The organism is Peptoclostridium litorale DSM 5388, assembly GCF_900141635.1.
In the GTDB taxonomy this organism is placed as follows: domain Bacteria; phylum Bacillota; class Clostridia; order Peptostreptococcales; family Peptostreptococcaceae; genus Peptoclostridium; species Peptoclostridium litorale.
The window spans coordinates 59,742-81,141 of sequence record NZ_FSRH01000010.1; the positions used below are offsets into that span (position 1 = coordinate 59,742).

At 41.2% G+C, this 21,400-nt stretch carries 20 protein-coding genes and 1 riboswitch; of the genes, 4 read left to right on the forward strand and 16 right to left on the reverse strand.

Annotation, left to right across the window (positions count from 1 at the left end; all coding sequences use genetic code 11):
• Window positions 1-264 precede the first annotated feature (264 nt).
• From BUQ87_RS10125 to BUQ87_RS10130, 3 genes are all read left to right on the forward strand, one after another.
• Window positions 265-786 carry an NUDIX hydrolase gene (locus BUQ87_RS10125; protein ID WP_038263739.1) on the forward strand — a complete coding sequence of 174 codons (522 nt, stop codon included), beginning with the start codon at window positions 265-267 and terminating at the stop codon, window positions 784-786.
• 245 nt (window positions 787-1,031) lie between these two features.
• Window positions 1,032-1,184 carry a hypothetical protein gene (locus BUQ87_RS15275; RefSeq protein ID WP_159434318.1) on the forward strand — a complete coding sequence of 51 codons (153 nt, stop codon included), beginning with the start codon at window positions 1,032-1,034 and terminating at the stop codon, window positions 1,182-1,184.
• Entirely contained in the window at window positions 1,153-1,626 is a 474-nt protein-coding gene (locus tag BUQ87_RS10130) for a hypothetical protein (RefSeq protein ID WP_052636037.1), read from the forward strand. The genes BUQ87_RS15275 and BUQ87_RS10130 overlap by 32 nt, the downstream gene beginning before the upstream one ends.
• A 284-nt stretch (window positions 1,627-1,910) precedes the next feature.
• Here BUQ87_RS10130 and BUQ87_RS10135 read toward each other — a convergent pair whose 3' ends face one another.
• From BUQ87_RS10135 to BUQ87_RS15585, 16 genes are all read right to left on the reverse strand, one after another.
• Complete coding sequence (locus tag BUQ87_RS10135; RefSeq protein ID WP_038263737.1) at window positions 1,911-2,579, reverse strand: XRE family transcriptional regulator; 669 nt, start codon at window positions 2,577-2,579, stop codon at window positions 1,911-1,913.
• A 204-nt stretch (window positions 2,580-2,783) separates the two neighbouring features.
• Window positions 2,784-4,193, reverse strand: a complete 1,410-nt coding sequence (locus BUQ87_RS10140) for an aldehyde dehydrogenase family protein (protein WP_038263735.1) — start codon at window positions 4,191-4,193, stop codon at window positions 2,784-2,786.
• A gap of 225 nt (window positions 4,194-4,418) precedes the next feature.
• Window positions 4,419-4,546, reverse strand: a riboswitch (molybdenum cofactor riboswitch).
• Window positions 4,547-4,811: 265 nt separating this feature from the next.
• Complete coding sequence (locus tag BUQ87_RS10145; protein ID WP_038263732.1) at window positions 4,812-5,735, reverse strand: DMT family transporter; 924 nt, start codon at window positions 5,733-5,735, stop codon at window positions 4,812-4,814.
• Window positions 5,736-6,094: 359 nt separating this feature from the next.
• On the reverse strand, window positions 6,095-6,472 hold the full coding sequence (locus BUQ87_RS10150; RefSeq protein WP_038263730.1) for a GerW family sporulation protein: 378 nt from the start codon (window positions 6,470-6,472) through the stop codon (window positions 6,095-6,097).
• Window positions 6,473-6,484: 12 nt separating this feature from the next.
• On the reverse strand, window positions 6,485-7,009 hold the full coding sequence (locus tag BUQ87_RS10155; protein ID WP_207647188.1) for a DUF2953 domain-containing protein: 525 nt from the start codon (window positions 7,007-7,009) through the stop codon (window positions 6,485-6,487).
• Window positions 7,010-7,266: 257 nt separating this feature from the next.
• A complete protein-coding gene (locus BUQ87_RS10160; RefSeq protein ID WP_038263725.1) occupies window positions 7,267-7,797 on the reverse strand; it encodes a hypothetical protein in 531 nt (176 codons plus the stop codon).
• Window positions 7,798-8,083: 286 nt separating this feature from the next.
• Window positions 8,084-9,175 carry a TolB-like translocation protein gene (locus BUQ87_RS10165; RefSeq protein ID WP_143182453.1) on the reverse strand — a complete coding sequence of 364 codons (1,092 nt, stop codon included), beginning with the start codon at window positions 9,173-9,175 and terminating at the stop codon, window positions 8,084-8,086.
• 94 nt (window positions 9,176-9,269) lie between these two features.
• The gene (locus BUQ87_RS10170) at window positions 9,270-9,812 is read right to left on the reverse strand and encodes a hypothetical protein (RefSeq protein ID WP_052636036.1); all 543 of its coding nucleotides are present in this window, start codon (window positions 9,810-9,812) and stop codon (window positions 9,270-9,272) included.
• A gap of 111 nt (window positions 9,813-9,923) precedes the next feature.
• A complete protein-coding gene (locus tag BUQ87_RS10175) occupies window positions 9,924-11,030 on the reverse strand; it encodes a sensor histidine kinase (protein WP_143182454.1) in 1,107 nt (368 codons plus the stop codon).
• Window positions 11,031-11,171, reverse strand: a complete 141-nt coding sequence (locus BUQ87_RS15280) for a hypothetical protein (RefSeq protein WP_159434320.1) — start codon at window positions 11,169-11,171, stop codon at window positions 11,031-11,033.
• On the reverse strand, window positions 11,155-11,274 hold the full coding sequence (locus BUQ87_RS15840; RefSeq protein ID WP_416389729.1) for a winged helix-turn-helix domain-containing protein: 120 nt from the start codon (window positions 11,272-11,274) through the stop codon (window positions 11,155-11,157). Before BUQ87_RS15840 ends, BUQ87_RS15280 begins: the two co-directional genes overlap by 17 nt.
• Entirely contained in the window at window positions 11,249-11,764 is a 516-nt protein-coding gene (locus BUQ87_RS10180; protein WP_330391329.1) for a response regulator transcription factor, read from the reverse strand. The genes BUQ87_RS15840 and BUQ87_RS10180 overlap by 26 nt, the downstream gene beginning before the upstream one ends.
• 172 nt (window positions 11,765-11,936) lie before the next feature.
• Complete coding sequence (locus BUQ87_RS10185) at window positions 11,937-14,741, reverse strand: UPF0182 family membrane protein (protein WP_143182455.1); 2,805 nt, start codon at window positions 14,739-14,741, stop codon at window positions 11,937-11,939.
• A gap of 431 nt (window positions 14,742-15,172) precedes the next feature.
• Window positions 15,173-15,739, reverse strand: a complete 567-nt coding sequence (locus BUQ87_RS10190) for an SF0329 family protein (protein WP_038263719.1) — start codon at window positions 15,737-15,739, stop codon at window positions 15,173-15,175.
• Window positions 15,740-15,920: 181 nt separating this feature from the next.
• The gene (locus tag BUQ87_RS10195; RefSeq protein ID WP_038263716.1) at window positions 15,921-18,569 is read right to left on the reverse strand and encodes a translation factor GTPase family protein; all 2,649 of its coding nucleotides are present in this window, start codon (window positions 18,567-18,569) and stop codon (window positions 15,921-15,923) included.
• Between the two features lie 468 nt (window positions 18,570-19,037).
• Window positions 19,038-20,606, reverse strand: coding sequence for a serine hydrolase domain-containing protein (locus BUQ87_RS15585; protein ID WP_052636034.1), 1,569 nt, complete (start codon window positions 20,604-20,606; stop codon window positions 19,038-19,040).
• Between the two features lie 502 nt (window positions 20,607-21,108).
• On the opposite strand from BUQ87_RS15585, the gene BUQ87_RS10205 reads away from it, so the two are divergent.
• Window positions 21,109-21,315 carry a P-loop NTPase family protein gene (locus BUQ87_RS10205; protein WP_038263713.1) on the forward strand — a complete coding sequence of 69 codons (207 nt, stop codon included), beginning with the start codon at window positions 21,109-21,111 and terminating at the stop codon, window positions 21,313-21,315.
• Window positions 21,316-21,400 lie beyond the last annotated feature (85 nt).

Here is a 21,400-nt window from a genome sequence, read left to right on the forward strand (position 1 = left end):
ATCTACGGCATATTATGTGTGTGTCTACAGGTTTAATAGTCAACGTCGCTTCATATAAAATCGTATTTTTTTTCAGAGCACTTGTTTACTTTTTATGCTATTAGACTTTAAATTTTCAAAAAAGTTCCCCAAAATTTCTATATTTTTGAAAAACTTTTTCTTTAAAACCTTTTTAAATCCTTAAAGTCAACCACTGCTACGCCAGAATTATCTGGTATAATATTCTAGTTGTAAAAATAAAGTTTTAGGATTGGAGATTTATACATGAGACTTATAAATAAATATGTGCACGAGACTTTTAAATCTACTGTTGACCCTGTAATTTTTGAAAGAACTGCCGCCAGAGGCATTATAATGGATAATGAAGATATTTTGATGATATATACGAAAAGATATAATGATTATAGTTTTCCCGGTGGCGGGGTCGATGAAGGAGAGGACATAAGGAATGGTCTTATAAGGGAACTCGAAGAAGAGACCGGGGCAAAAAACATAGAAATACTGAGTACATTTGGCGACTATGAGGAATTCAGGCCTACTCATTACAAAGGATATGATGCAGTTCACATGCTCTCCCATTTCTTTGTATGCAGCGCCGAAAGAGAGCTTGGCGATGCCCGTCCCGAAGACTATGAGATTAACAATGGGTCTGTACCTGTTTGGGTCAACATTCACGATGCTATAGCGCACAACAGAGAGGTAATTTCTGCAAAAGAAGATTCCATGGGTCTCTCTATAGAAAGGGAAACCCTGGTTCTTGAACTTGTGTCAAAAGAACTTTTGTAACTAAATTTTCATAATTGAAAAAAGTGGCAATTTTTAAATTCAAAAAATTAAAAACTAGATTATTGGTTATTCACCAAGCTATAAAATTCAGAGGGAGCGCCCTAATCTTTCGCAGATTAGAGTGCTCCCTCTCTTTTAATATTTGGCTCTGTTTAAAACTATTGTTGAAAATTAATATTTTTGAAATTTTTGTTGGATGAGGGCATAATAAGAACATACATTCGTTCCGAAAGGAGGTTCTTACTATGCCCTCATATGCTTCTGCAATGGACGATATCAAAAAGCTAAGTCCCTCGGACAAAGAAAGATTAATCAAATTCTTTGAGCAGGTGATTACTTTTGGAGCCCACATCGACGGCGTAGCCGATGAAATCAAGGAAAGCCGTTTTTCAAATTGATAATTTTAAGGGAGCAATTAACTTTTTCAAACATATGGATATCATTAAAGAATATATAGAGCAAAATAAGGAATATCTAGATCCGTGTGAAATTGATTTTATAGGACAGGATTATACTCAGCTATTGAAAATTGAAGAAGTAGATTTAATTATCTCGCAGTATGCAGGATTCGTGGCGCAAGCAACAAAACAATTTTTAAAAGTTGGTGGAATATTAATATGTAATGACAGTCACGGTGATGCAACCTTAGCAAGATTTGATGAAGGTTTTAAGTTTATTGGTATTGTCGATAGAAAAAACAAAATTCAAAGCAATAATTTAGAAAACTACTTTAAATTACCGAAAGAAAAGCCAGTTGACTTAGAAGAAATGAGAAAAAAGATGAAAGGCTTAAAATATACTTTAGCTGCTGAAAATTACTTATTTCGTAAAATTAAATAGCGCACTTAAAAGCAATCGTAGGCCACGAGCTTAACATAAAGGAGCCTCTTCTGAGGCTCCTTTAAAAATCACTATTATATCAACATTATTCTTAAACACAGCCTAATATTTTATGGTTTTATTTTTACTCTTTTACGGCATATTGGGTAACAATATACTATCTCGTTATTCGAAAACATATTTTCCTGATTTGCTGAGCATATCACTTATATTTTTGACAGTCAAAAGAAAATGAAGGATACCATGCCTTTTTTCATGAGCCTTACCGCTATTTAGCGCAACTGCTATATTGAAAATTCATTCTTTATTACTCTTCCGATGACCTTGACCCTGTTTACGTCGACAGTCACAGCCGAAGGGTCGTTTGAACGCTTCGAAAGCCTTATCTGCTTGTTTGCATCTTTTCTGAGCTGTCTTATCATCTTCTTGCCGCTCACTTCAAACAGGTATATTCCGTTGTTTTGTATGTCTTTTGTCACAAATACCATAAGCACGTCGCCCTTTTGTATCCTAAATGATTCCATGTCGTCATTTGGAGATTTCACAAAGATTATCTTGTCAGGGTGGTGTCCTTCAATCTTTTTGCTTATTATAGGCAGTTCCTTGTAGCCTTCAGCCTTTCCGCTTTGAATGTCCTGAATAGGATATTTTTTGATTACTCCTGCAAGAGCATCCGCCCATGTTTCATTAGGCTGGGCTATTACAGTCTCCTGAGCCCTTGGAGCTTCCTTCTTTTGCTTAGGTTCCGGAGCCGGCTTTTCCTCTGTCACAAATTCTTCCTTTGTTCCCAGCGCCTTTAATATCTTTTCGGCAATGCTCTCGTTGACAATCTTTTTGCCGGATTCAACCTGGAGTATATAGCCGACCGAAAGTCCGCATTTTTTTGCAAGCTGCTTTTCAGTAAGCCCGGCAGCTGTTCTGGATTCTTTTATTTTCATAGCAAGTCTGTTCATTTGTATCACCTCTTGTAGTATAAGTTGTAAAAACATCTGTAATTTCTTGTCTGCCTGTAACTTTAATTATAAGTTTACATTGGCATATAGTCCATACATGTTTGCAAAACTCTTTTATACAAGGTGTACACTGCATTATGTCTTCTGTAAGTATTTGCCATTCAGGCTGTGCTCCATTTCCATTTTCCAGTGAATTGAAAAGCTTTATTTCACATACATAGTCTTTATCTCAAGGAACTCCTCAAATCCTTCTACTCCGCCTTCTCTTCCTATCCCAGACTGCTTGTATCCTCCAAATGGGGCGTTCACATCCCATTCTCCTTCGTTTATGAATATCGAACCGGTTCTTATTTTTCTGGCAACCTCGTTTGCCTTGTCCTCAGGCCCAAACACAGCTCCCGCAAGCCCGTATATGCTGTCGTTTGCAATCTGAACAGCTTCCTGCTCAGTGTCGTAAGGAATCACGCAAAGCACAGGCCCGAATATCTCTTCCTTTGCTATTCTCATGTCGTTTGTCACATCGGTAAACACCACAGGCCTTACGTAGTACCCCGGCTCACAGCCTTCAGGCACTTCTCCCACAAGCATTCTTGCCCCTTCAGAAACTCCTATCTCAATGTACTCCTTGACCTTGTCAAACTGCTTTTGGGACACAAGAGGCCCTATGTCAACGCTTTTGTCCTCTGGATTTCCAAACTTATATCCCTTTGACTGCTCAACTATTATGCTTTCTATCTTAGCCATCTCATCTCTTGGAACTACAAGTCTTGTAAATGCATTGCACGTTTGTCCGGAGTTCAGGTAGACCGTGTCCAAAGTGCTGCTTACAGCAAGGTCGTAGTCTCCGCCCTTAAGCACCACAGTAGCAGACTTTCCTCCTAGCTCAAGAGCAACCTTCTTTATTGTGTTAAGCGCAAGCCTTGCGACTTCTCTTCCCGCCTCTGTCGATCCAGTAAACGATATCATGTCCACATCTCCGTGCAAGGCAAGGGCGTTTCCTATCTCGGCACCTCTTCCCGAAACCAAGTTGTAAACACCTTTTGGATATCCAGCCTTGTCTATAAGGTCTGTAAGTATGTATGCTGTCAAAGGAGTTATCTGGCTTGGCTTTAATACTACGCAGTTTCCTGCGAGAAGAGCGGGCACTACCTTTTTCACAATCTGTTCAAGGGGGAAGTTCCAAGGTGTAAGGCCTCCAACCACTCCCACAGGCTCTCTTCTCACTATAGACTTTTCAAGCCTCTTTTCAAAATTATAGTTTTTGGCTATTTTGACGTAATTTTCAGCCTCCTCTATGAATGGGAATACATGCACTTCCTTTGCCACCCTGTATGAGCTTCCAAGCTCCTTAACTATAACTTCTGTCATATGTTCGGCATTGTCATTGAGACCCTGAACCACTTTCTCCATGAGCTCTATTCTCTTTTCAACAGATTCAAACTGCCAGGTTTTAAAAGCCATTTTGGCCGCCTCCACAGCCCTATCCACATCCCCTGCATTTCCCTTTGGAACCCTTGCTATAATCTGCTTGTTCGCTGGGTTTTCTATTTCTATAAACTCCCCGCTGCTTCCATCCACCCATTCTCCATTAATGTAAAGTTTTTCATATTTCATGTCAATCATCCTCCTCAAATTATATTTTTAATAATACTTCGTGTAGATTGTCGATTGTCGACAATTACTTGCGCACCCTTACGCTATTCCTTACCAATTAGATCCCTTTCGACTTTCATGAAAAAACAAACACTCAGCAAACTCAAAATATTCATATTCAGTTTTTAAGGAAAAATAAAAAGTGCCTTCTCTGCGAAAGCAAAGTTAGGCACCATTAATAGACACTAGTTCTCACCCAACTCTCCTTTCCACCGGGAGGCCCATCCGTTTCCAGATAAACCCTATAGGTTTGCTTCCATAGCGACTCTAGTCTCATTCGCCTCAGGATCACAAACTCGGAGAAGTCCTTATTAAGTTTCAAGAAATACACCAAGCACCACAGCCGAAACTGCGACACATTTAGCATATGCTTAAAAAATACAAATTCAAAATCCATGATATTTTTTTATCAATATCCCTAAATCTTGCATTTCATATAAAGTATCACATTCCCTCCATCAAAGTCAATATGTTTTTTGCACCGATCACCGCTTCTTCCCGACCAATCCTCTTAATTTCAATCACCACTGCATTCAAATAATATTTCACACTTTGATTCCACGCCAATCCGGAATGCAATCAACCTGCATCCCGTTCCAAGTCATAAAGTTCTCCATCGAATATATCCTCTCCGCCAGAGTAGTTTATCATTATTATGGCACCTATCACAAGTATCATCCCCATTATCTGGACCGTGTTCATGCTCTCCCCAAAGAATATCACACTTAAAACAACGCCTTCGAGCGGTTCAAATGTGCTTATTATGGATGCCTTCGAAGCCCCTATTATGCGTATGCCCTTTGAAAGGGCTATTATGGCAATGGCAGTTGATATTAGAGCTATAAACACAATCCCCATCCAGCCTTTTGAGGGAATGTCCATGTGTATCTGCCCCATCACTGCGCAGTATGCGAAAAATGAAATCGAGCTGAAAAGGTTTGTGTACGCCGCAGTCACAACAGAGTCCACTCCTCTTATGCCATTTATCCCAAGCAGGATTATATAGCTTGCATTGCAAAGCGCGGCCAGTAGCGAAAGGGCAACCCCTGTGAAGTTGAGCCCTGCAGAGCTTATGGAAACGGTCATTGTAAGCCCTGCAAAAGCTATAGTCATTGCAAGCGCCTGCTTTTTGGTTATCTTTTCCTTGAAAATCAAAAGAGAGAATATGTTCACCATGAATGGATATGAATAGAAAATCATTACGTGAAGAGATATTGGAATGAATTTGATGGCATTGAAATAAAAAGTTGTGGTTAAAAAATAAACGACAGCCCCTGTGACAAACATTATGCCGAGCTGCCGTTTTTCAATCCTGTAATTGACTTTTTTTCCGCTTATGAATATATACCCCCAAAGAAACAGCGATGCCGTGAAAAACCTCAGTGCCAGCATAAAGCTAGGCGTCAGTCCGTATTGGTATATGGACTTTGCCACAGGCGCGGCGGCCCCAAATCCAGCTGCGGCAATAAGAGTCATTATGACTCCCTTTATCTTTGCATTCATAATACACCCCCAAATTTTCAATATTCATACAATTGTTTTATTATTAATATTACTTCAAAAACGTGTCCTGCACAATAGAAAGTACAAAAAGCACCTGCGTTTTTGCAGATGCCCTTAAATTTGACATTTCCATATTTCTTATTTTATATGTATTAGATTAAACTCCCTCTTTTTCAACCAGTGCACAAATATCACTGTCCTTTTTAGCTATTCTTTTTTCTATGTCACCCAGGACTTTATCCGACTCTTTAACCAACCCATAAGTGATATTTCAGCCTAAAACCTCTTGATTTCAAGCTTTTCTCAAATAAAAAACCGCCTTATCGGCGGATTTTTATTTTTACTATTATTTTTACACATTACTCTAAATGCTCTTTAGTTTCTTTGACCTCTTCTTTTTCCTCTCCCATAACCTTTGAGACAACTTCAGGCACCATTTCAACCAGCTTTTCAAATCCATGAGGGGCTCCAACCGATACTACTTGCACATCCCCTCCTTTTATTACTATAATTGCCGTTGGGGAAGCTTTTGCTCCAATGCCTCCTCCTCCGCCTTCACCCTGATTGCCTTTCGGATCCGTGCCGCCTCCCGTGCCCAAGCCAAATGAAATGCTCATAAGCGGAATAAGAGTTATGTCCCCCACCTGTATGCTCTCGCCAACAACTGTTTTGGATGTAAAGAATTTTTCAAACCTTTCAAACAACGCATTTACGTTTTCGCTGAAATCAAACGCCATAATATTCCCTCCCTATCTTCTGATTTGATATGATATTATCCTTCTTACAGGTTTTGAAAGCACAAATTTCATGCATATAAGCAATAGCACTGCAATAGTGAGCTTTCCTTCAATTTCAAAGCTTCCTTCAAAAACTTCTCTGTCGAATATCGAAATAATGTTTATTCCGCTGTTTCGCAGCGGCTCTTCGAAAATATATAGCAGACCGCAAAGCATTCCAGTATGATGCGGGTCTTCAAAACCCACCATACCTCTCAATCTGAATTTTTTCGGCTTTAACCACCTTAAAAAATCACTTAATAGATCTGAAATCGACTTAAGCATGCTTTTGCTCAACACGTGCTTTGGGTGCATTTTTTTCTTATTTTTGTCGGTTTTTTTCTCTTTTTCACCAGGAGGCTTCTTTTCTTTTTTTCCATTGCCACTGACGTCTATGCCGTGTCCTGCAAAGATAAAATCTGTTTTTGGCTTTAACCCGCTTTGAAAAAATGCGGTTGTTTTAATCAATTTAAAAAACCAGGAAATCTCTATATACAATTGGCTGCAATCACCTTTTTCACCTGATATCGAGTATTTTAAAGGGATAAACAGCACACCTACAAAAACAACAACTATAAAAAACAAAATGAATTTAATTAGCCATAATATCATAGGCAACCCCTCGTCACATGAATAGTTGATTTTCCATTAAATAGATACCCTATATATTTTTATAGCAATCAAAATCAAAAATCCAAATACGCACAGCCTATTTTATCGGAAGCTTTCAGACGCCAGCATGGAGCTCTTACATTCTATATCCTGCCCTTTATACGCCTTTGCTTCCTCCTTTGCTTTTCCCTGTCTTTCTTCTTGGCCTTTTTTTGTCTCTGCAGCAGCTTCTGCAGCTTCTGCTTATCCTTCTTTTCCTTCTTCTCTTTATCTTTATCCTCCAACAATTCTCTATAATAATCCGTGAAGTCACTCAATGCTCCAACCACCAACTGATCTACCGAAATCGCCTTTTTTTCGGCAACAACAGTCAAGCGATAATAAGTATCTTCGGCAATAATCAGATCCAAAAACTCCCTGTTTTCTGCCGGTCGCTTTCCGGCAATCTGCATGATTTTGTATTCGCTTTCTTCTCTTAATTGTGCTTTCTTGATTATCTCATTTTCTCTTATCTGCTCAACTGCACTCGCCCACACGTTTTCATTGTCAGCAACATATCTTTCAAGCGCTTCTTTTGACAGGTGTTCCCTCGAAATATCGTTCTCTTTGGCTATGGTTTTCAAGTTGTCGTAAAGCTTTTCTGTTACTTCTAATTTCAATTCAATATTATTCATAGGCTCACCTCACATATTTATTTAAGCAATCCTTTTGATTACACGACAATCCAACTACCTGTACTGTCAATAAATGTCATGCTATTAAGATACAATTATACCCATAGTTAATAAGATTATTTATTCAACTTCTTAGCCATCTTCTCAATCATACTGTTGATTTGGCTATGAGCCTACATATAAAACCGCACTGGATTTCTCCAATGCGGTTTCTAGTCAATTCGTCAAGCCAAATTATTTTTCATTAACCCTAATCATTCTCTTGCCTTCAAATTATCTTTCAAATTTATTTCAATGTAATTACATGTGTATTATCAATCCATTTGCCGTCTTGTACCTCTCCACTGCTGATCATCATTTTATCGCCTGAAGGATTCCATTTGATATCGCTTCCCAAGTCCAAATATACTGCAGATATATGGCTTCTTTTCCTTTTTTCAATATCAATTATGAAAAGTCCCTCATCTTCTTCCCCTCTAGAATTTAAGACATATGCAAATTTTAATCCGTCAGGCGACCAGCTAGTGCCATATATCATTCTTCCTTCAGCCACTGTGTCTTTGTTTTTCCCCTCTAAATCCGCGATTAGAAGCATGGTTTTATCCTGATTTATATTATGTGTTTCCACGATAAACCGGTCATTTGGGGGCGATAAGTAAAAGTTTGTCACCCGGCCTTCAATAAACAGCTTCTTTTCTCCTGCGCTCATGTCGTATACTTTCATTTTCCTGTCCAGGCCGATTTGCGTGCTGTAATATATACTGCTTCCCAGTTTCACGGCTTTGCTGATATGTTCTTCATCTTCTACGCCTTCTATTTTCATCTCTTTTCCGCCGGCGGTTATGCTGTAAAAGCCACTGTCCTTATACGGCATCACCAGCCCCTCGTTGTCAAACCACACGGCCTCTCCCAATTCCCCCGCATACGGTCCTTTGGCCTCAGCCTTTATATTCCCCTCTAAATCTAGAATGTAACCTTTTTGCCTGGCTTCATTCACATAAAAAATATGCTTTTTATCAGGTGATATATTGATATGCTGATATGGCAGGTTTTCAGCGGATATTATCTTTTCTTCTAAATTCGGAATGTTTCTTATATCACACACTTCCCCTTCTGTTTCAATCTGCCCGTTTTCATCCGCTGGTATCCCGAGTATACTGCCTTCTCCTATCCAGCCGTACCCCTTTAAATTTTCATGCACCTTGATATTTTCAACAACGTCTTCCCCCACAGTGTAGTTTGTATCCGGTATTACGGTTATTTTCTTTTCTCCCTTCTGGATGGTCCTTCGGTCTGTTTCAGCTTCTTTTGCGCACCCTGAATATAGAATTAAAGTGCTTATGAGGAGCAAATATATTGATAACTTTATTTTTTTCATATACCATATCACCTTCTTCAGCTCAACCTTGCCAAAAAAACAGAGGTTCATGCCACCTCTGCCTTTTAGTTATAGTGTTATAATGTTTTAGTGGCTATTTCCATTCCTTCATAAGGTATACAGCAAAGACTTTTCCTGTGCTCTTATCATATGTCACATGTAAAACCAATCCTTCATAGTCAAAGTTGCTGTATGCGCTTTCATGATCCTCCATTACCGGCTCTCCAAAAATATTTTTGAAGTCCTCTATATTTCCTCCAAGCCTTGCTCCATTGAAATCAACGTCACTGTCATCTATAAAGATTTGATCTACTGTTTTCCCATCCTCAATGAACCAAACTCTAATACTGGCCTTTGAAAACTCCAGTCCACCTTCATCTATTACGCTAGGTTCTTCTCCCATGGCGTCAATAATTTCTTCCCGGCTTAGACCAATCAGCTTTTTGTAATTTTCAAGAGTTTTTCGCTCTCCTTCTTTGCCATCTTCGCTACTATCTTTTGCTTCTTGAGACTGCTCTGAACCTGATGCGGCCTCCTGCTTTACCTCTTCATTTTCTACGCTGTCTTCCTGCTTTGTACACGCTGCCATTGACAAAGCCAGCAGCAGGGCGATGCATACCATAATTATCTTTTTCATGATTTTCTACCTCTTTCCAGTCATTTTGTAATTGTATTTTTATTGACTAGCATTATTATACAAAACAGATATTTCTAAAATATATAAACTTGTTTCCAAAGTGTAAACTTTTTAGTAAAGAGGAAAATATACCGTAAAAGTTGTGCCATTTGGCTTATTGTGCGCTATATCTATCGATCCTCCCTGTTTTTCCACTAGTCCCTTTACAATGGCAAGCCCGAGTCCCGTCCCGCCGTATTCTCTCGATCGGTTCTTATCCACTGTATAGAATGAATCGAACACCTTTTCCATAAGCTTCTCTTCCAATTGGATGTTGAATTTTTGCGCTTTCCCTCCCATTCGCCTGCAGACTTCCTCAATCACATCTTTTATATCCAGTTTTTCCGATTGAAGTTCAAAATCATATTTTTCCAGGTAAGACAGATGTAGCACCTTGTCGACCAGTTCATACAGCCTGTCCGCTTCTTTCCCTATATTTGCATTTGCATCCTTTAGCAAATCAGGGTCATCTCCATACATGTCCAGAAGGTCAACATAAGCTTTAATCACCGTTAAAGGGGTCTTGAATTCATGCGTGATATTCCCAATAAATGTCTTCTGCTGCTTTTCCAGCTTCCTTTGTTCATCTTTCATTCCACAAATGCTGTCCTTGATCCGGATGTTCATATGATATATCCCCCGACTCAATTCCCCGATCTCGTCATTCCTTTTTACGGGGACAATAGAGTCGTAATCACCCATGCTGATCCTGTCCGCATCCCTCTTCAGAATGAAAATAAGCTGTACAAATCTGTCAAAATAAAAATATGCCCCCATGAAACTAATCACGATCACGGCAATACCGAGACTAACGAAAAGGCTTTTTACCTCTTTATAAAAATCAACATATTTTTTTAAAGAGTATTGGAATCGAATAACTCCAACCGGTCCGTCCACATCATATAGCGGCGACATATAGTCCATCGTATCCCCTATTACTTGATACATTACGTTGTCCTTCAGCGCATATGACAGTATGTCCTCAGTATCCCTCTCGCTGGAAAAAAGCAGTGAATCCCCCACTTCTTCTCCCGCCATATTGTAAATTGCAACATTCATACCCATCATTTTATCCAATTGCTTTGCAACATTGTCCCCTTCGCTTTGCAAAAGTTCCTCTACTCCATTTAAATTCTTTGTGTGGTTGAGCTGCCTTATATACATGTTCGCAGTTTTCACCTACTGCGCCAGATACGCCTCCTGCTCCCTCTGCTGATTCTTGCCTATTCCGTGAAGCACCGACATGCTTAACGTGCATACGGTTAAAAATAATAGGACTGCCAAAAAAACACTCAGCTTTGTCCTAATGCTTATCTTCATAGAAATCACCGGTCGCCTTATACCCCACTCCAAATATTGTCTGTATTACGCCTTGGTATTGTGTCCCCAGCTTTTTTCTAAGCCTTTGCACGTGAATATCCACAGTACGCGTCCCCCCGACATACTCGATCCCCCCAGACAATATCCAGCAGTTCTTCCCTCGTGTACACCCTGCCCTGACTTGACAGCAGAAGAGCCAGCAAATCAAATTCTTTCGGCTTTAATTCCAGGCACTGCCCTTCAAGTATGACTCTTCTTTGCCTAGGAATCAGCTTTAAGCTTTTAATTGTGATCTCGTAATCGTCTGCTCCAAGCTCCAGTCCCAACACCTTGTCCACAATGTCGTCCTTGGCCGTCAATAAAATTATACCCATGTCGTTCCTGCTGCTCAGCTTTTTGCACACATCAAAACCCTTCATATGAGGCATCATTACATCCAGAATAACCAGATTGGGCTTAAAGCTTGATATCTTGTTAAGTGCTGAACTTCCGTCATATGCCTTTTCAACAGTGTACCCCTCTCTTCTAAAAGCATATGCTATCACGTCGGCAATGCTCTTTTCATCGTCTACAACCAATATCTTCTCTTCCATATGCTTTGCACGTACTCCCTTTCTATAATGCGCTGTTATTATATTTATAGTATAACATGTGTTGATGAATTCATAATAAAAAGCAGGCCAAGGCCTGCTTTTTACACTGTTTAATATTATCCTACTCTTCAATCCTTTTATTTACAATCGCCAACTTGACATTTGTGCGATATTATTCAATAACCTCTTCAGCTGGTACCTCAACAGGTGTTTCCATGGATTTACCGTCTTTATCCTGGTTCTCCAACAACTGGTTGAGTTGATCGATTAATTTTTCGATTTCGTCCATATTGTCCTTGTTCTCATTGAATAGTCTATTAATTTCACCCAGCAGCCTTTGAACTTCCTGTTCGACTTCCCCTTCAATAGGAATCGTTTCGGAAGGCTTTTCGATTTCATCTCCTCCGAATATGCGTGATAGCGCTTTGTCCAGCGTCTCTTCCATAACAATTTTGTTTTCATATGCTACTATAACACGCTTCATCTCAGGTAGGCTCTTGGGGTTGTCCGCCTTAAGGTATATAGGCTCAACGTATATAAGCGAATTTTCAATCGGCACGACAATCAAATTGCCGCGAAGCACCGCGGACCCTCTCTGGCCCCAAAGGGTAAACTGGGGCGAAATGACCGAATCCTGGTCGATGCGCGATTCTATCATAAGCGGACCTTGAATGGTCTTGTCCTTGGGGAATTTGTACATGTACAGCTGGCCGTATTTCTCCCCGTCACTGCGGGCCACCAGAAGTGAGGTCATGTTCGCTTTTTCCCTTGGAGTGTACGGAAGTATGAGCGCGAATTCCTTGCTTTGCGAGTCCGGCAACTTGAACATTACATAATTGGACTCTATCCTTTGGACCCCATTCATGTATTTCTCGTTGGCTATGTCCCAAATGTCCTCGCCGTTATAGAAGACAACGGGATTGTCTACGTGGTAAGCTCTGTATACCTCGGATTGAATGTCAAAATAATCCTGGGGATACCTGATGTGCTCCGATAGGCCGGGTGTAAGTTCACTCTTGGATGTAAACAGGTCAGCGAAAATTTTGTCATATGTCTGGACTACCGGGTCATCCTCGTCGAAAACATAAAACTTCGTAGTTCCCTCATAGGCGTCTATGACAACTTTCACGGAGTTTCTCATGTAATTCACATCTTTGCGGTTGAGCTCAAAAGGCTGGGAGTATGGATAGTACTTGCTGGTTGTATAGGCGTCAATTATCCAGTATAGTTTCCCGTCCTCCTGGTTGAGAACCAGATATGGATTGCTGTCATACTCGAGGAATGGGGCGATTCTATTCACCCTGTCCTTAATGTTCCTGTAGAGGATGATCCTGCTGTCGCTGTTGACTATGCCCGAAACCAGAAGCTTCATGCTTCTTTCCCTGTATGCAAAGAGTAGCTTGTTTATGCCCCCCAGCTCTATTCCCGCACTTCCCTCATATCTCGAGGTCACGTTATCAGAGCCATAAGGATAGTCGAATTCAGGTTCGTCGGTATTTATAATCACATATCTGTCAGCCATTTCACCGAAGTACAGTTCAGGGCGCTTGATAATCAAGTCAGTGGTAGTTATAGGCGGAACGTTCTTGAATATCAGCTGGGGCTGCCCTTCTTCAGTAACTGCGTTGACCGGCGACATGACAACGCCGTAGCCATGAGTATATTTCAAGTGCATGTTGATCCACGTCTTGGCCTGGTCAGGCAGCTTGTCCTGATCCATTTCCCTTGGTGAAATGAAAACTTGCGTATAGTCGCCGTCAATGACATACCTGTCAAGGTCGATGTCATTAAACAAATAGTAAAGTCTTATGCCTTGAATCTGGTTATAGGTTTCCTTCAAGGGACGAGCATCGTTGATACGGATATTTCCTACGGTGTCGGCATTGTCTATAAGGTCCTGCCTGACTAGATTTTGCTCCACCGGAAACTCGCTGACTGTGACATCATCCAGAGCGAATGCGTCCTGGGTATGCTCGATGTTGTAAACGAGATACTCCCTTTCCTTGCCTATTTCATCCGGTTCAACAATGAGCTGCTGCACCACAAGCCCTGCTATGGCGAATATGACGTTGGCAGCAATAAGCAAAAACGGTCCCGATGCCGCCAGCTTGAATTTTCCCTTCAACAGGCCGAATGCAAATACAAATGCCGATACGAGCGAAATAACCGCGGCCACCCTGTAGGCTATCAATGTCACATGAATGTCCGTATAGCTGGCGCCGTATGCTACCCCCTCAGTGGAGTACATAAGTTCAAATGCCCTCAGGAAATACTTGGCGCTGACCAGCAAGAATATGATCATGCCCAGAAAGGCAATTTTTCTCAAAGCGGATATAAACAGCTCATTTTTAGGTATGGAGGATAAAGATATCAATTTAGGACTCTTGGGGAATTCATTCATGTGGTATATGCTACCTTCTGAAGGCGGCATCAGTGTGCGCATAACAAAGAAAAATCCCACTGTTATGGCAATGATAACTATAGTCACGATTATACCAATGCTAAGCACCTGCTGGTAAAGTGGCAGTTTGAACAAGTAAAAATCGATATTCTTGCCGAATATGGGGTCCACACTGTCGAACGCAGTGGCATTCAAAAACATACGCAGCTTCAGCCATATCGAGTCAGCTATCACCCATGCCATTACGCCACCGGACAAGGCTGAAAAGATTCCTATGCTTTGACGTATTCTCTTGTCAGCTTCTTTGTCATAGGCGATATGCGCCTGACTGTAGTACTTTTTCTTTAGCCTCTTGATATAAATATTCAGGCCAAAACCCGCCAAAATCCAAAATGGCAGGAGTATGCCCAGTTCTGTCAGTATCTTGACAAGAAATGTATTCAAAAATTCATTCTTGCCAAACCACTGAAAATCGGTAATAAAATTCACTACGGTTCTCAGTCCTATTCCCAGAATCATTATAATTCCAAGCAACAGCACTGCCAGTACCCTCATGTTAACTCTCTTTTTATACACAAGTACACCTCCTCATACTATATTGGTCATTATTATACCCTAATGATTCCCCCTCATGTCTCTGCCAAAAACACAAAAACTACCACGAAATATGGTAGTTAGGCATGCCTGATATCACTTGATAATTTAGACACATAATTTTATGTACTTATTTTTCAATAAGTTTGCTTCTCCCACATTTCGAGTTTGATTCGATAAGATAAGGACAAAACAGCACTTGTTAATATCAATTCACAGTAAAATAAACATATCTCACACATTCTATAAATACCCCAAACAGCCAATAATAAACCGTGGTGCTCGGCTGAATTATATTCACGCAGGCGTAGGGTTCACCGTAAATAATCTTGTTCAATCCATCATACAAAGAACCAATAAGATTTAATTGTCTTATTGGTTCTTTAAACGCTATTCATTCACGTACAATTGCATTAAGCTCTTCGTCTCAGATCATAAAAATATCTTACCACCGGGTGTTTCATATGCATTTCTTCTTCCATGGCCAATAATCGTTTCTTCCCTACTCTCCTATCCACTAGAGCCAGAACATTTAAAAGAATATCATCACTCTCAAGACTTCTCTCAATTGGCTCAGATAAAAAAACAGAAGCCGCTTTTTGGAAGTCAGTTTTGCACAATTGAGTTTGGGCGTTGATTAATTCTTTTGAATACTGTGCGATCTTACGGTTCTTCGCAATAACAGAAATCCGCTCATCAGGAATCTTGTCACCTGACTCCTTCCTAACCCTTTCAATATCATCGGATGTTACCATCAATTCTAAACTTGTATCATTCTTAATCTCTTGTTCCGTTTGATACCACCGAATCATTGTTGTATCATCTTTCATATTAAATACTTCTTTTTTATCTACAACGATATAACACTGCACCGATTTATCAGGTGAATAACGGTATCCCGATGCCCGGTATTCCACCCGGCCCGCGAGTACCGGACTAAGAAAACTCTCTAGCTGCTGTTTCAATTTATTCCAGTTCATATTTTTCTCCTTCTATTGCTATATTTACAAGGTTAATATCTGGCTATCAATTAATTATACCTCATATTATACAATTGAAGGCTATTAATATCCTATATTTAGTATCGATAGTGTAGACATTTGTATGGTTGAACCGATGTCAAATACCATTCTACCAAGAATCAATCGTATTAAAACCGTATTATTGGTGAGCATATCCTTTTTTCAGCTTTTCCTTGTCTTCTTCCGATAACATATCCTCCAGCTTAAGCAGACGCGCTTTTTTTGTCTCTAGATGATCTATGCTGAGCTTCTCTTCCTCAGCATAAACAGCATCCAGCAAATCTCTTGCAGACAAAATATGCGCTCCCGCACCCCTGATGATGATTTGCTCCATACCGTCAGACGTTGCCACTGTAATTCGATAATCCTTTTTATGGGTGTGGGCGAATTTTTCAATAAACTGATCGGCAGTTTGCGCTTCTCCCGTGAATACCACGCAAATGTTATTGTGCTCTTCCACAGATTCACTTCGCCCCTTAACGCGGTAAGCATCAAATACAACCATGATGTGACAGTTAAGCATAGGCTGATAATTGCTGAGTCTGTCCATAAGCTTCAGGCGCGCGGCCTCCATGCTTTCCTTCGCAATCCCCTCAAGTTCCGGCCAGGCGTGAATTATATTGTATCCATCGACGAGGAGATATTCCTCAGCAGTCGTATTGCTCGCAGAAGTTCCCTTGTAACTAAGGGATGCGTAATAGCTTTCTTTTGCACTCCCCCGCTTCTTCCAGACGTTTTTCTTCCCTTGATTTGCAAAATATGTGCTGGATATGATTTCATCAATTTCTTCCAAACTGATAAATTCCTCTTCAAAAGCAACATGTCCCCGCTCGTTCATTTCAGCTCCCGCCTCTTTTAAGGGCTTTAATACGCTTTCGACATGCATATGCTCTTTCACTTCATCCCAAGGCACCAGGAAGCCTGAACCCTTTGAGCAGAACACAGACCCAGTCGGGTTTTCCACATCCTGTTCAGAATCATATCCAATACGCTGAATGACTTCCTCCGCATTATGGCATCTGTCATAACCTTTGATCGCCACAAATAGTCTCCCTTCCCCTTTTGTATAGGCGCTTACTTCCTGCTGATAATTGCGCATAGCCGACACTGAAGCGTCACCCGTAAGTACAGTCAGTTCACCATCGGTGCTCTCGATTGCACAATTCCCCTCCATATTGCCGATGTCGGTCATAGCCCGTCCGACCATGTTTTCAGGCAGAACCAGCCTGAACTGGTAATGTGGCTCGAGCAGCACTGACTCAGCTTCCTTAAGCCCCTGGCGAAGCGCTCTAAATGTCGCCTCTCTAAAATCTCCTCCTGCGGTATGCTTGTTGTGAGCGCGCCCCGTCACCAGAGTTACTCTTATGTCCGTTATATGCGATCCGGTCAGAACGCCTTTGTGTGGCTTCTCATGGAGATGGGTCAGCACCAGACGCTGCCAGCTTCTGTCTAATATGTCTTCACTGCAATTGCTTTCAAATCGAATGCCGCTGCCCCTTTCGCCAGGTTCAAGCAGCAAATGCACCTCCGCATAATGCCTTAGCGGCTCGAAATGCCCTACGCCTTCGCAGGTATTCATGATGGTCTCTTTATACACGACTTCACCATGGCCAAATGACACTTTTACGCCAAACCTATCCATTATGAGTGACTCCAGTATTTCGAGCTGTACAGTTCCCATGACTTGAATGTTGATTTCCTGCAGCACTTCATTCCAAATGATGCGTAGCTCCGGCTCCTCTTCTTCAATCTCCCTAAGCCTTGGCAGCATTTGTCTTGCATCAACACCTTCCGGCAATATCACCTGATATGCCAGAACGGGCTCAAGACGCGGAGGATTGGATTCCTCTTCTATACCAATGCCGTCCCCGGGCTTGGTTTTCGTAAGACCTGCAACAGCACAGATCGCACCCGCTTCAATGACGCTTTCCGTGAGGTATTTTTCTCCAGAATAAATTCTAATCTGGTTTATTTTTTCTTCTGCGCCATGCGTCTTTATGATATCCTTCACTTTTAAAACGCCTCCGGTTATCTTCAGGTGCGTCAAGCGATTCCCCTGAGCATCCCTCGTAATTTTGAATACTTTTGCTCCAAAGCCATCCGGATACGCCTTAGGCCTCGTATGATTCAAAAATCCCTTTACGAATGTTTCTTTGCCGATTTGGCGCAATGCGGAACCGAAGTAGACAGGGAACGTCTTTCTGTTTTCTATCATAGACAGAATATCCGACTGGTCAATATCCCCATGCTCAATGTAGCTTTCCATGACATATTCATCGCAAAGCGCCAGTTGCTCTAAACGTTCGTCAGTGTTATCCGTGTCAAAAGCAATGCATCCATCTCCAAGCTCCTTTTGCAAGGATGCCAAAACCGATTCCCGGTCTGTTCCCTTCTGGTCCATCTTGTTTACAAAAATGAACGTAGGTATATTGTATATCTTCAAAAGCTCCCACACAGTTCGCGTATGGCTTTGTACACCGTCTGCTCCGCTTATCACAAGAATTGCGTAATCCAGCACCTGTAGTGTTCTTTCCATTTCTGCAGAAAAATCCACATGCCCTGGTGTATCAAGCAAAGTCACCTCAGTATCATCGAAGTTCATAACAGCCTGTTTGGAAAAAATCGTAATCCCTCTGGACCTTTCAAGTTCATATGTATCCAAATATGCATCTTTATTATCTACACGCCCCATATGGCGAATTTTACCGCTTAAATACAGCATACTTTCTGATAAAGTCGTTTTCCCCGCATCTACATGGGCCAGTATGCCGACTACAAATCTTTTCATAATTTCATCATATCCTTTTAATTGTTCTTAACAACATTTTAACATGTAAAGTCCATATGGTTCATTGAATTCGGCTTGAGTTTTTTGTGTTTCGCCATAGATAATCCAATATATCGTAAAAAAGCCATCCGAATGGATGGCTCTGACCTGTTGGCCCTTATGTTTTCAATATGTGCAGCTTTGACTGCTTTATCTTTTCTAAAACTAACGTCAAAGTTAATATCAGAAAATCTCATTATTTTTATTTGTATACTCTAATTATCAGATCAAAATTTCCTTGACTAATGGAGTTTATAGACAATGTAGCGTCATCCTGCATGCTAATGAGATTGCCCACAAATACAGGCGCTTGAAAGAAGCCGATGATGTTGAACACTTGAAAAATGAGTATCCGATGCTTCAAATTTTCAAGTGATGAAAATGGATATCTATGAATATTGGACATGACCAAATGAATTAACCCTTATATCATTGATTTTGCAGCCGTCCCTCGATTGTAATACCGAGCTCATGTGCGGTTTCCAGTCCTTTTATTGTTAATTTATCGTCCTGGAAAACCAACTGGAAAGTGAAGTGGTTATTGGCGGCTATCTCATCATACTCGAGTATAAATGTCCCATCCTCTTCCCAGTAGCCCCGTGCCCCTTTAGGAAGATCGTATTCGCCCTGGGACATGCGATATACGCCGTCCAGGCCTACAAGCTGCGGCGGGCTTGGGCGCTCGCCTGTAAATGCAATGTGCAGTACGGCCTCTGCAGATTCATTGAAGTCAAGGCGAAGTGTCTTCAGCTCAAGCCGATTGCTATCTAGCACATATGTCTTGCCCGAAATTACTTTTGCCATATCAGGAAGAGGCTCAACCTGCTTTGTAGCTGGGGGCTTAAGTATTTGCGCCAGTGTTTCTTTGAGTTTTTCCATTCCCTCAGGATTTGCAGGCAAAGGCTTAGTCGGGTCAACCAGAGACGGAACCAATAAAGGCATAATCTCATCTATATCAAATCCTCCGCCCGTAGTCACCACTATGATACCTAATGCCGGAATCACTTGTATCCGCTGGCCGCCACGCCCTATTGCGGCGAATTCACTGCCTGCAATACCTGACATTGTCCACCATCCATATCCGTAATCGTCGTCCATTCCAGTCTTTATTTGCGTATTCACTGAACTTTCAACCCATTCTCGCGATACTATCTGCCTTTCTTCCCACACACCCCTATTAAGCCACAGGTAGCCGATCTTTGCTACATCATGTGGGTGCAGATATAGATCTCCCCAGCCGTGGTTGAATCCCTGCGGGTCAGCAGGCCATATGACGTCTTGAATTCCAAGTGGCTCAAACAGGTTCTGCCTGGCGAACTCAAGCGCAGCCATGCCCGTTGCTTTTTGCAGTATGGCTGAGAGCAGGTGCATTCCAGGGCTGTCATATACAAAGGTGGTTCCAGGCTGGCTTACCACCTTGCGATCAAGTGCAAACTGCACCCAGTCTTCACTTTCCTGCATATTCCTGAGTGTCCCCTCGTCGCCTTCAAGCCCCATGGATTCCAGCCCTGAGGACATGCTGGCCAGATGCCGTACTGTTATGCTTTTTTTGCGATCATCGAGGTTGGCTATGGTGTACTCTGGAAAAAACGACACCATCGGCTGGTCCATATCCAACTTGCCTTGGTCTGCGGCAATTCCTATCAGTGTGGTCGTAATGCTCTTGGTCACCGAGGCCAAATCATGGACTGTCTTGCCGTCATATGGATAAAACGAAGCGTCAACCACCACCATGCCATTGCGTATTATAAGCAGGCTGTGAATATCAACCTCCCTTTCGCGTATAATCCGTAGCCCTTCCGCCAGCTTTGATGAATCAATCCCATGCTCCTCTGGTGTGCTGCTTTTCCAGCTTTGGGTTGGCCAGTATGTTGGCCTAGAATCCGGCTTTTGACTAATCAAATACTGTACTATAAGTATAGCCAGCATCGCCAATATGACAAAGGCGGACATTGCCCCAAACACCAAAAACCTGTCCCGTCTTAAATCTCTTTTCATGGTTCACCTCCCATATTCGATAAAACCACTTTGGAGACACAGTGTATTCCTTGCCCTGATAAACCCAAACCCTGCAGTCAACCCTATCTCCACATAAATTACCAATCCAAAATTACAAATTCTACCTTTCAATTAATTTTTCCAAGTATTTTTACATATTTTCTACCCAAAAAGCCAAAATAATAAAGGGCTTTAACAATTCAAACGAGCTTTTTATGGTTTTAACTTTTTATTTTTTCCATTTTTATTATCACATTACAATTAATTTTCATACATTCTCCAAACTATGTTTAGGCACATGATATGTGGTTATTTTATATATTACATAAACTAAAACTGCTTATACTGGAGGCTGCCATGGACAACGACAAATCAAAATATTCCAAACCAAAAAAATATTTTACAAAGAGATTTAGAGATATTCTATTGTAAATTATATGGACCAAGACTAAGGGACGTATTGGCTGCACCAGCGCACATTATATCAAGGAGGGTAAAATATATGAAAAATAAAATATTCATAACCGCAAAGCCAGGAAGAGGCAAGACAACTGCAATAAAGGAAATAGTAATCGGAACAATATGCTACCGTAGTTTTCCCTGGATTGATGAATTCAAAAAATCAAATGAGATTGAAGTGATTGAGCTAAACTTGGAAAATAGAGATGATCTTCCAGGCATAGTGTTGGATAAGTTGGGAATGAAATAGCTTCCATAATCAATTATGAATGCGCGTATTTATCCCTTGTGTCTTTTACAGGCAAAGTGATCTCGCCCGCTCTGACATCGCCCAC

Excerpts from the sequence above, each read along its gene's own strand:
- BUQ87_RS10130 (WP_052636037.1), top strand. The coding sequence starts at position 1,153 with ATGAAATCAAGGAAAGCCGTTTTTCAAATTGATAATTTTAAGGGAGCA.
- BUQ87_RS15585 (WP_052636034.1), bottom strand. The coding sequence starts at position 20,606 with ATGAAAAGAGATTTAAGACGGGACAGGTTTTTGGTGTTTGGGGCAATG.
- BUQ87_RS10135 (WP_038263737.1), bottom strand. The coding sequence starts at position 2,579 with ATGAACAGACTTGCTATGAAAATAAAAGAATCCAGAACAGCTGCCGGG.
- BUQ87_RS10190 (WP_038263719.1), bottom strand. The coding sequence starts at position 15,739 with ATGAACTGGAATAAATTGAAACAGCAGCTAGAGAGTTTTCTTAGTCCG.
- BUQ87_RS10145 (WP_038263732.1), bottom strand. The coding sequence starts at position 5,735 with ATGAATGCAAAGATAAAGGGAGTCATAATGACTCTTATTGCCGCAGCT.
- BUQ87_RS10150 (WP_038263730.1), bottom strand. The coding sequence starts at position 6,472 with ATGGCGTTTGATTTCAGCGAAAACGTAAATGCGTTGTTTGAAAGGTTT.
- BUQ87_RS10180 (WP_330391329.1), bottom strand. The coding sequence starts at position 11,764 with ATGGAAGAGAAGATATTGGTTGTAGACGATGAAAAGAGCATTGCCGAC.
- BUQ87_RS15275 (WP_159434318.1), top strand. The coding sequence starts at position 1,032 with ATGCCCTCATATGCTTCTGCAATGGACGATATCAAAAAGCTAAGTCCC.
- BUQ87_RS10205 (WP_038263713.1), top strand. The coding sequence starts at position 21,109 with ATGAAAAATAAAATATTCATAACCGCAAAGCCAGGAAGAGGCAAGACA.
- BUQ87_RS10140 (WP_038263735.1), bottom strand. The coding sequence starts at position 4,193 with ATGAAATATGAAAAACTTTACATTAATGGAGAATGGGTGGATGGAAGC.
- BUQ87_RS10170 (WP_052636036.1), bottom strand. The coding sequence starts at position 9,812 with ATGAAAAAGATAATTATGGTATGCATCGCCCTGCTGCTGGCTTTGTCA.
- BUQ87_RS10160 (WP_038263725.1), bottom strand. The coding sequence starts at position 7,797 with ATGAATAATATTGAATTGAAATTAGAAGTAACAGAAAAGCTTTACGAC.
- BUQ87_RS15280 (WP_159434320.1), bottom strand. The coding sequence starts at position 11,171 with ATGAAGATAAGCATTAGGACAAAGCTGAGTGTTTTTTTGGCAGTCCTA.
- BUQ87_RS10195 (WP_038263716.1), bottom strand. The coding sequence starts at position 18,569 with ATGAAAAGATTTGTAGTCGGCATACTGGCCCATGTAGATGCGGGGAAA.
- BUQ87_RS10125 (WP_038263739.1), top strand. The coding sequence starts at position 265 with ATGAGACTTATAAATAAATATGTGCACGAGACTTTTAAATCTACTGTT.
- BUQ87_RS10165 (WP_143182453.1), bottom strand. The coding sequence starts at position 9,175 with ATGAAAAAAATAAAGTTATCAATATATTTGCTCCTCATAAGCACTTTA.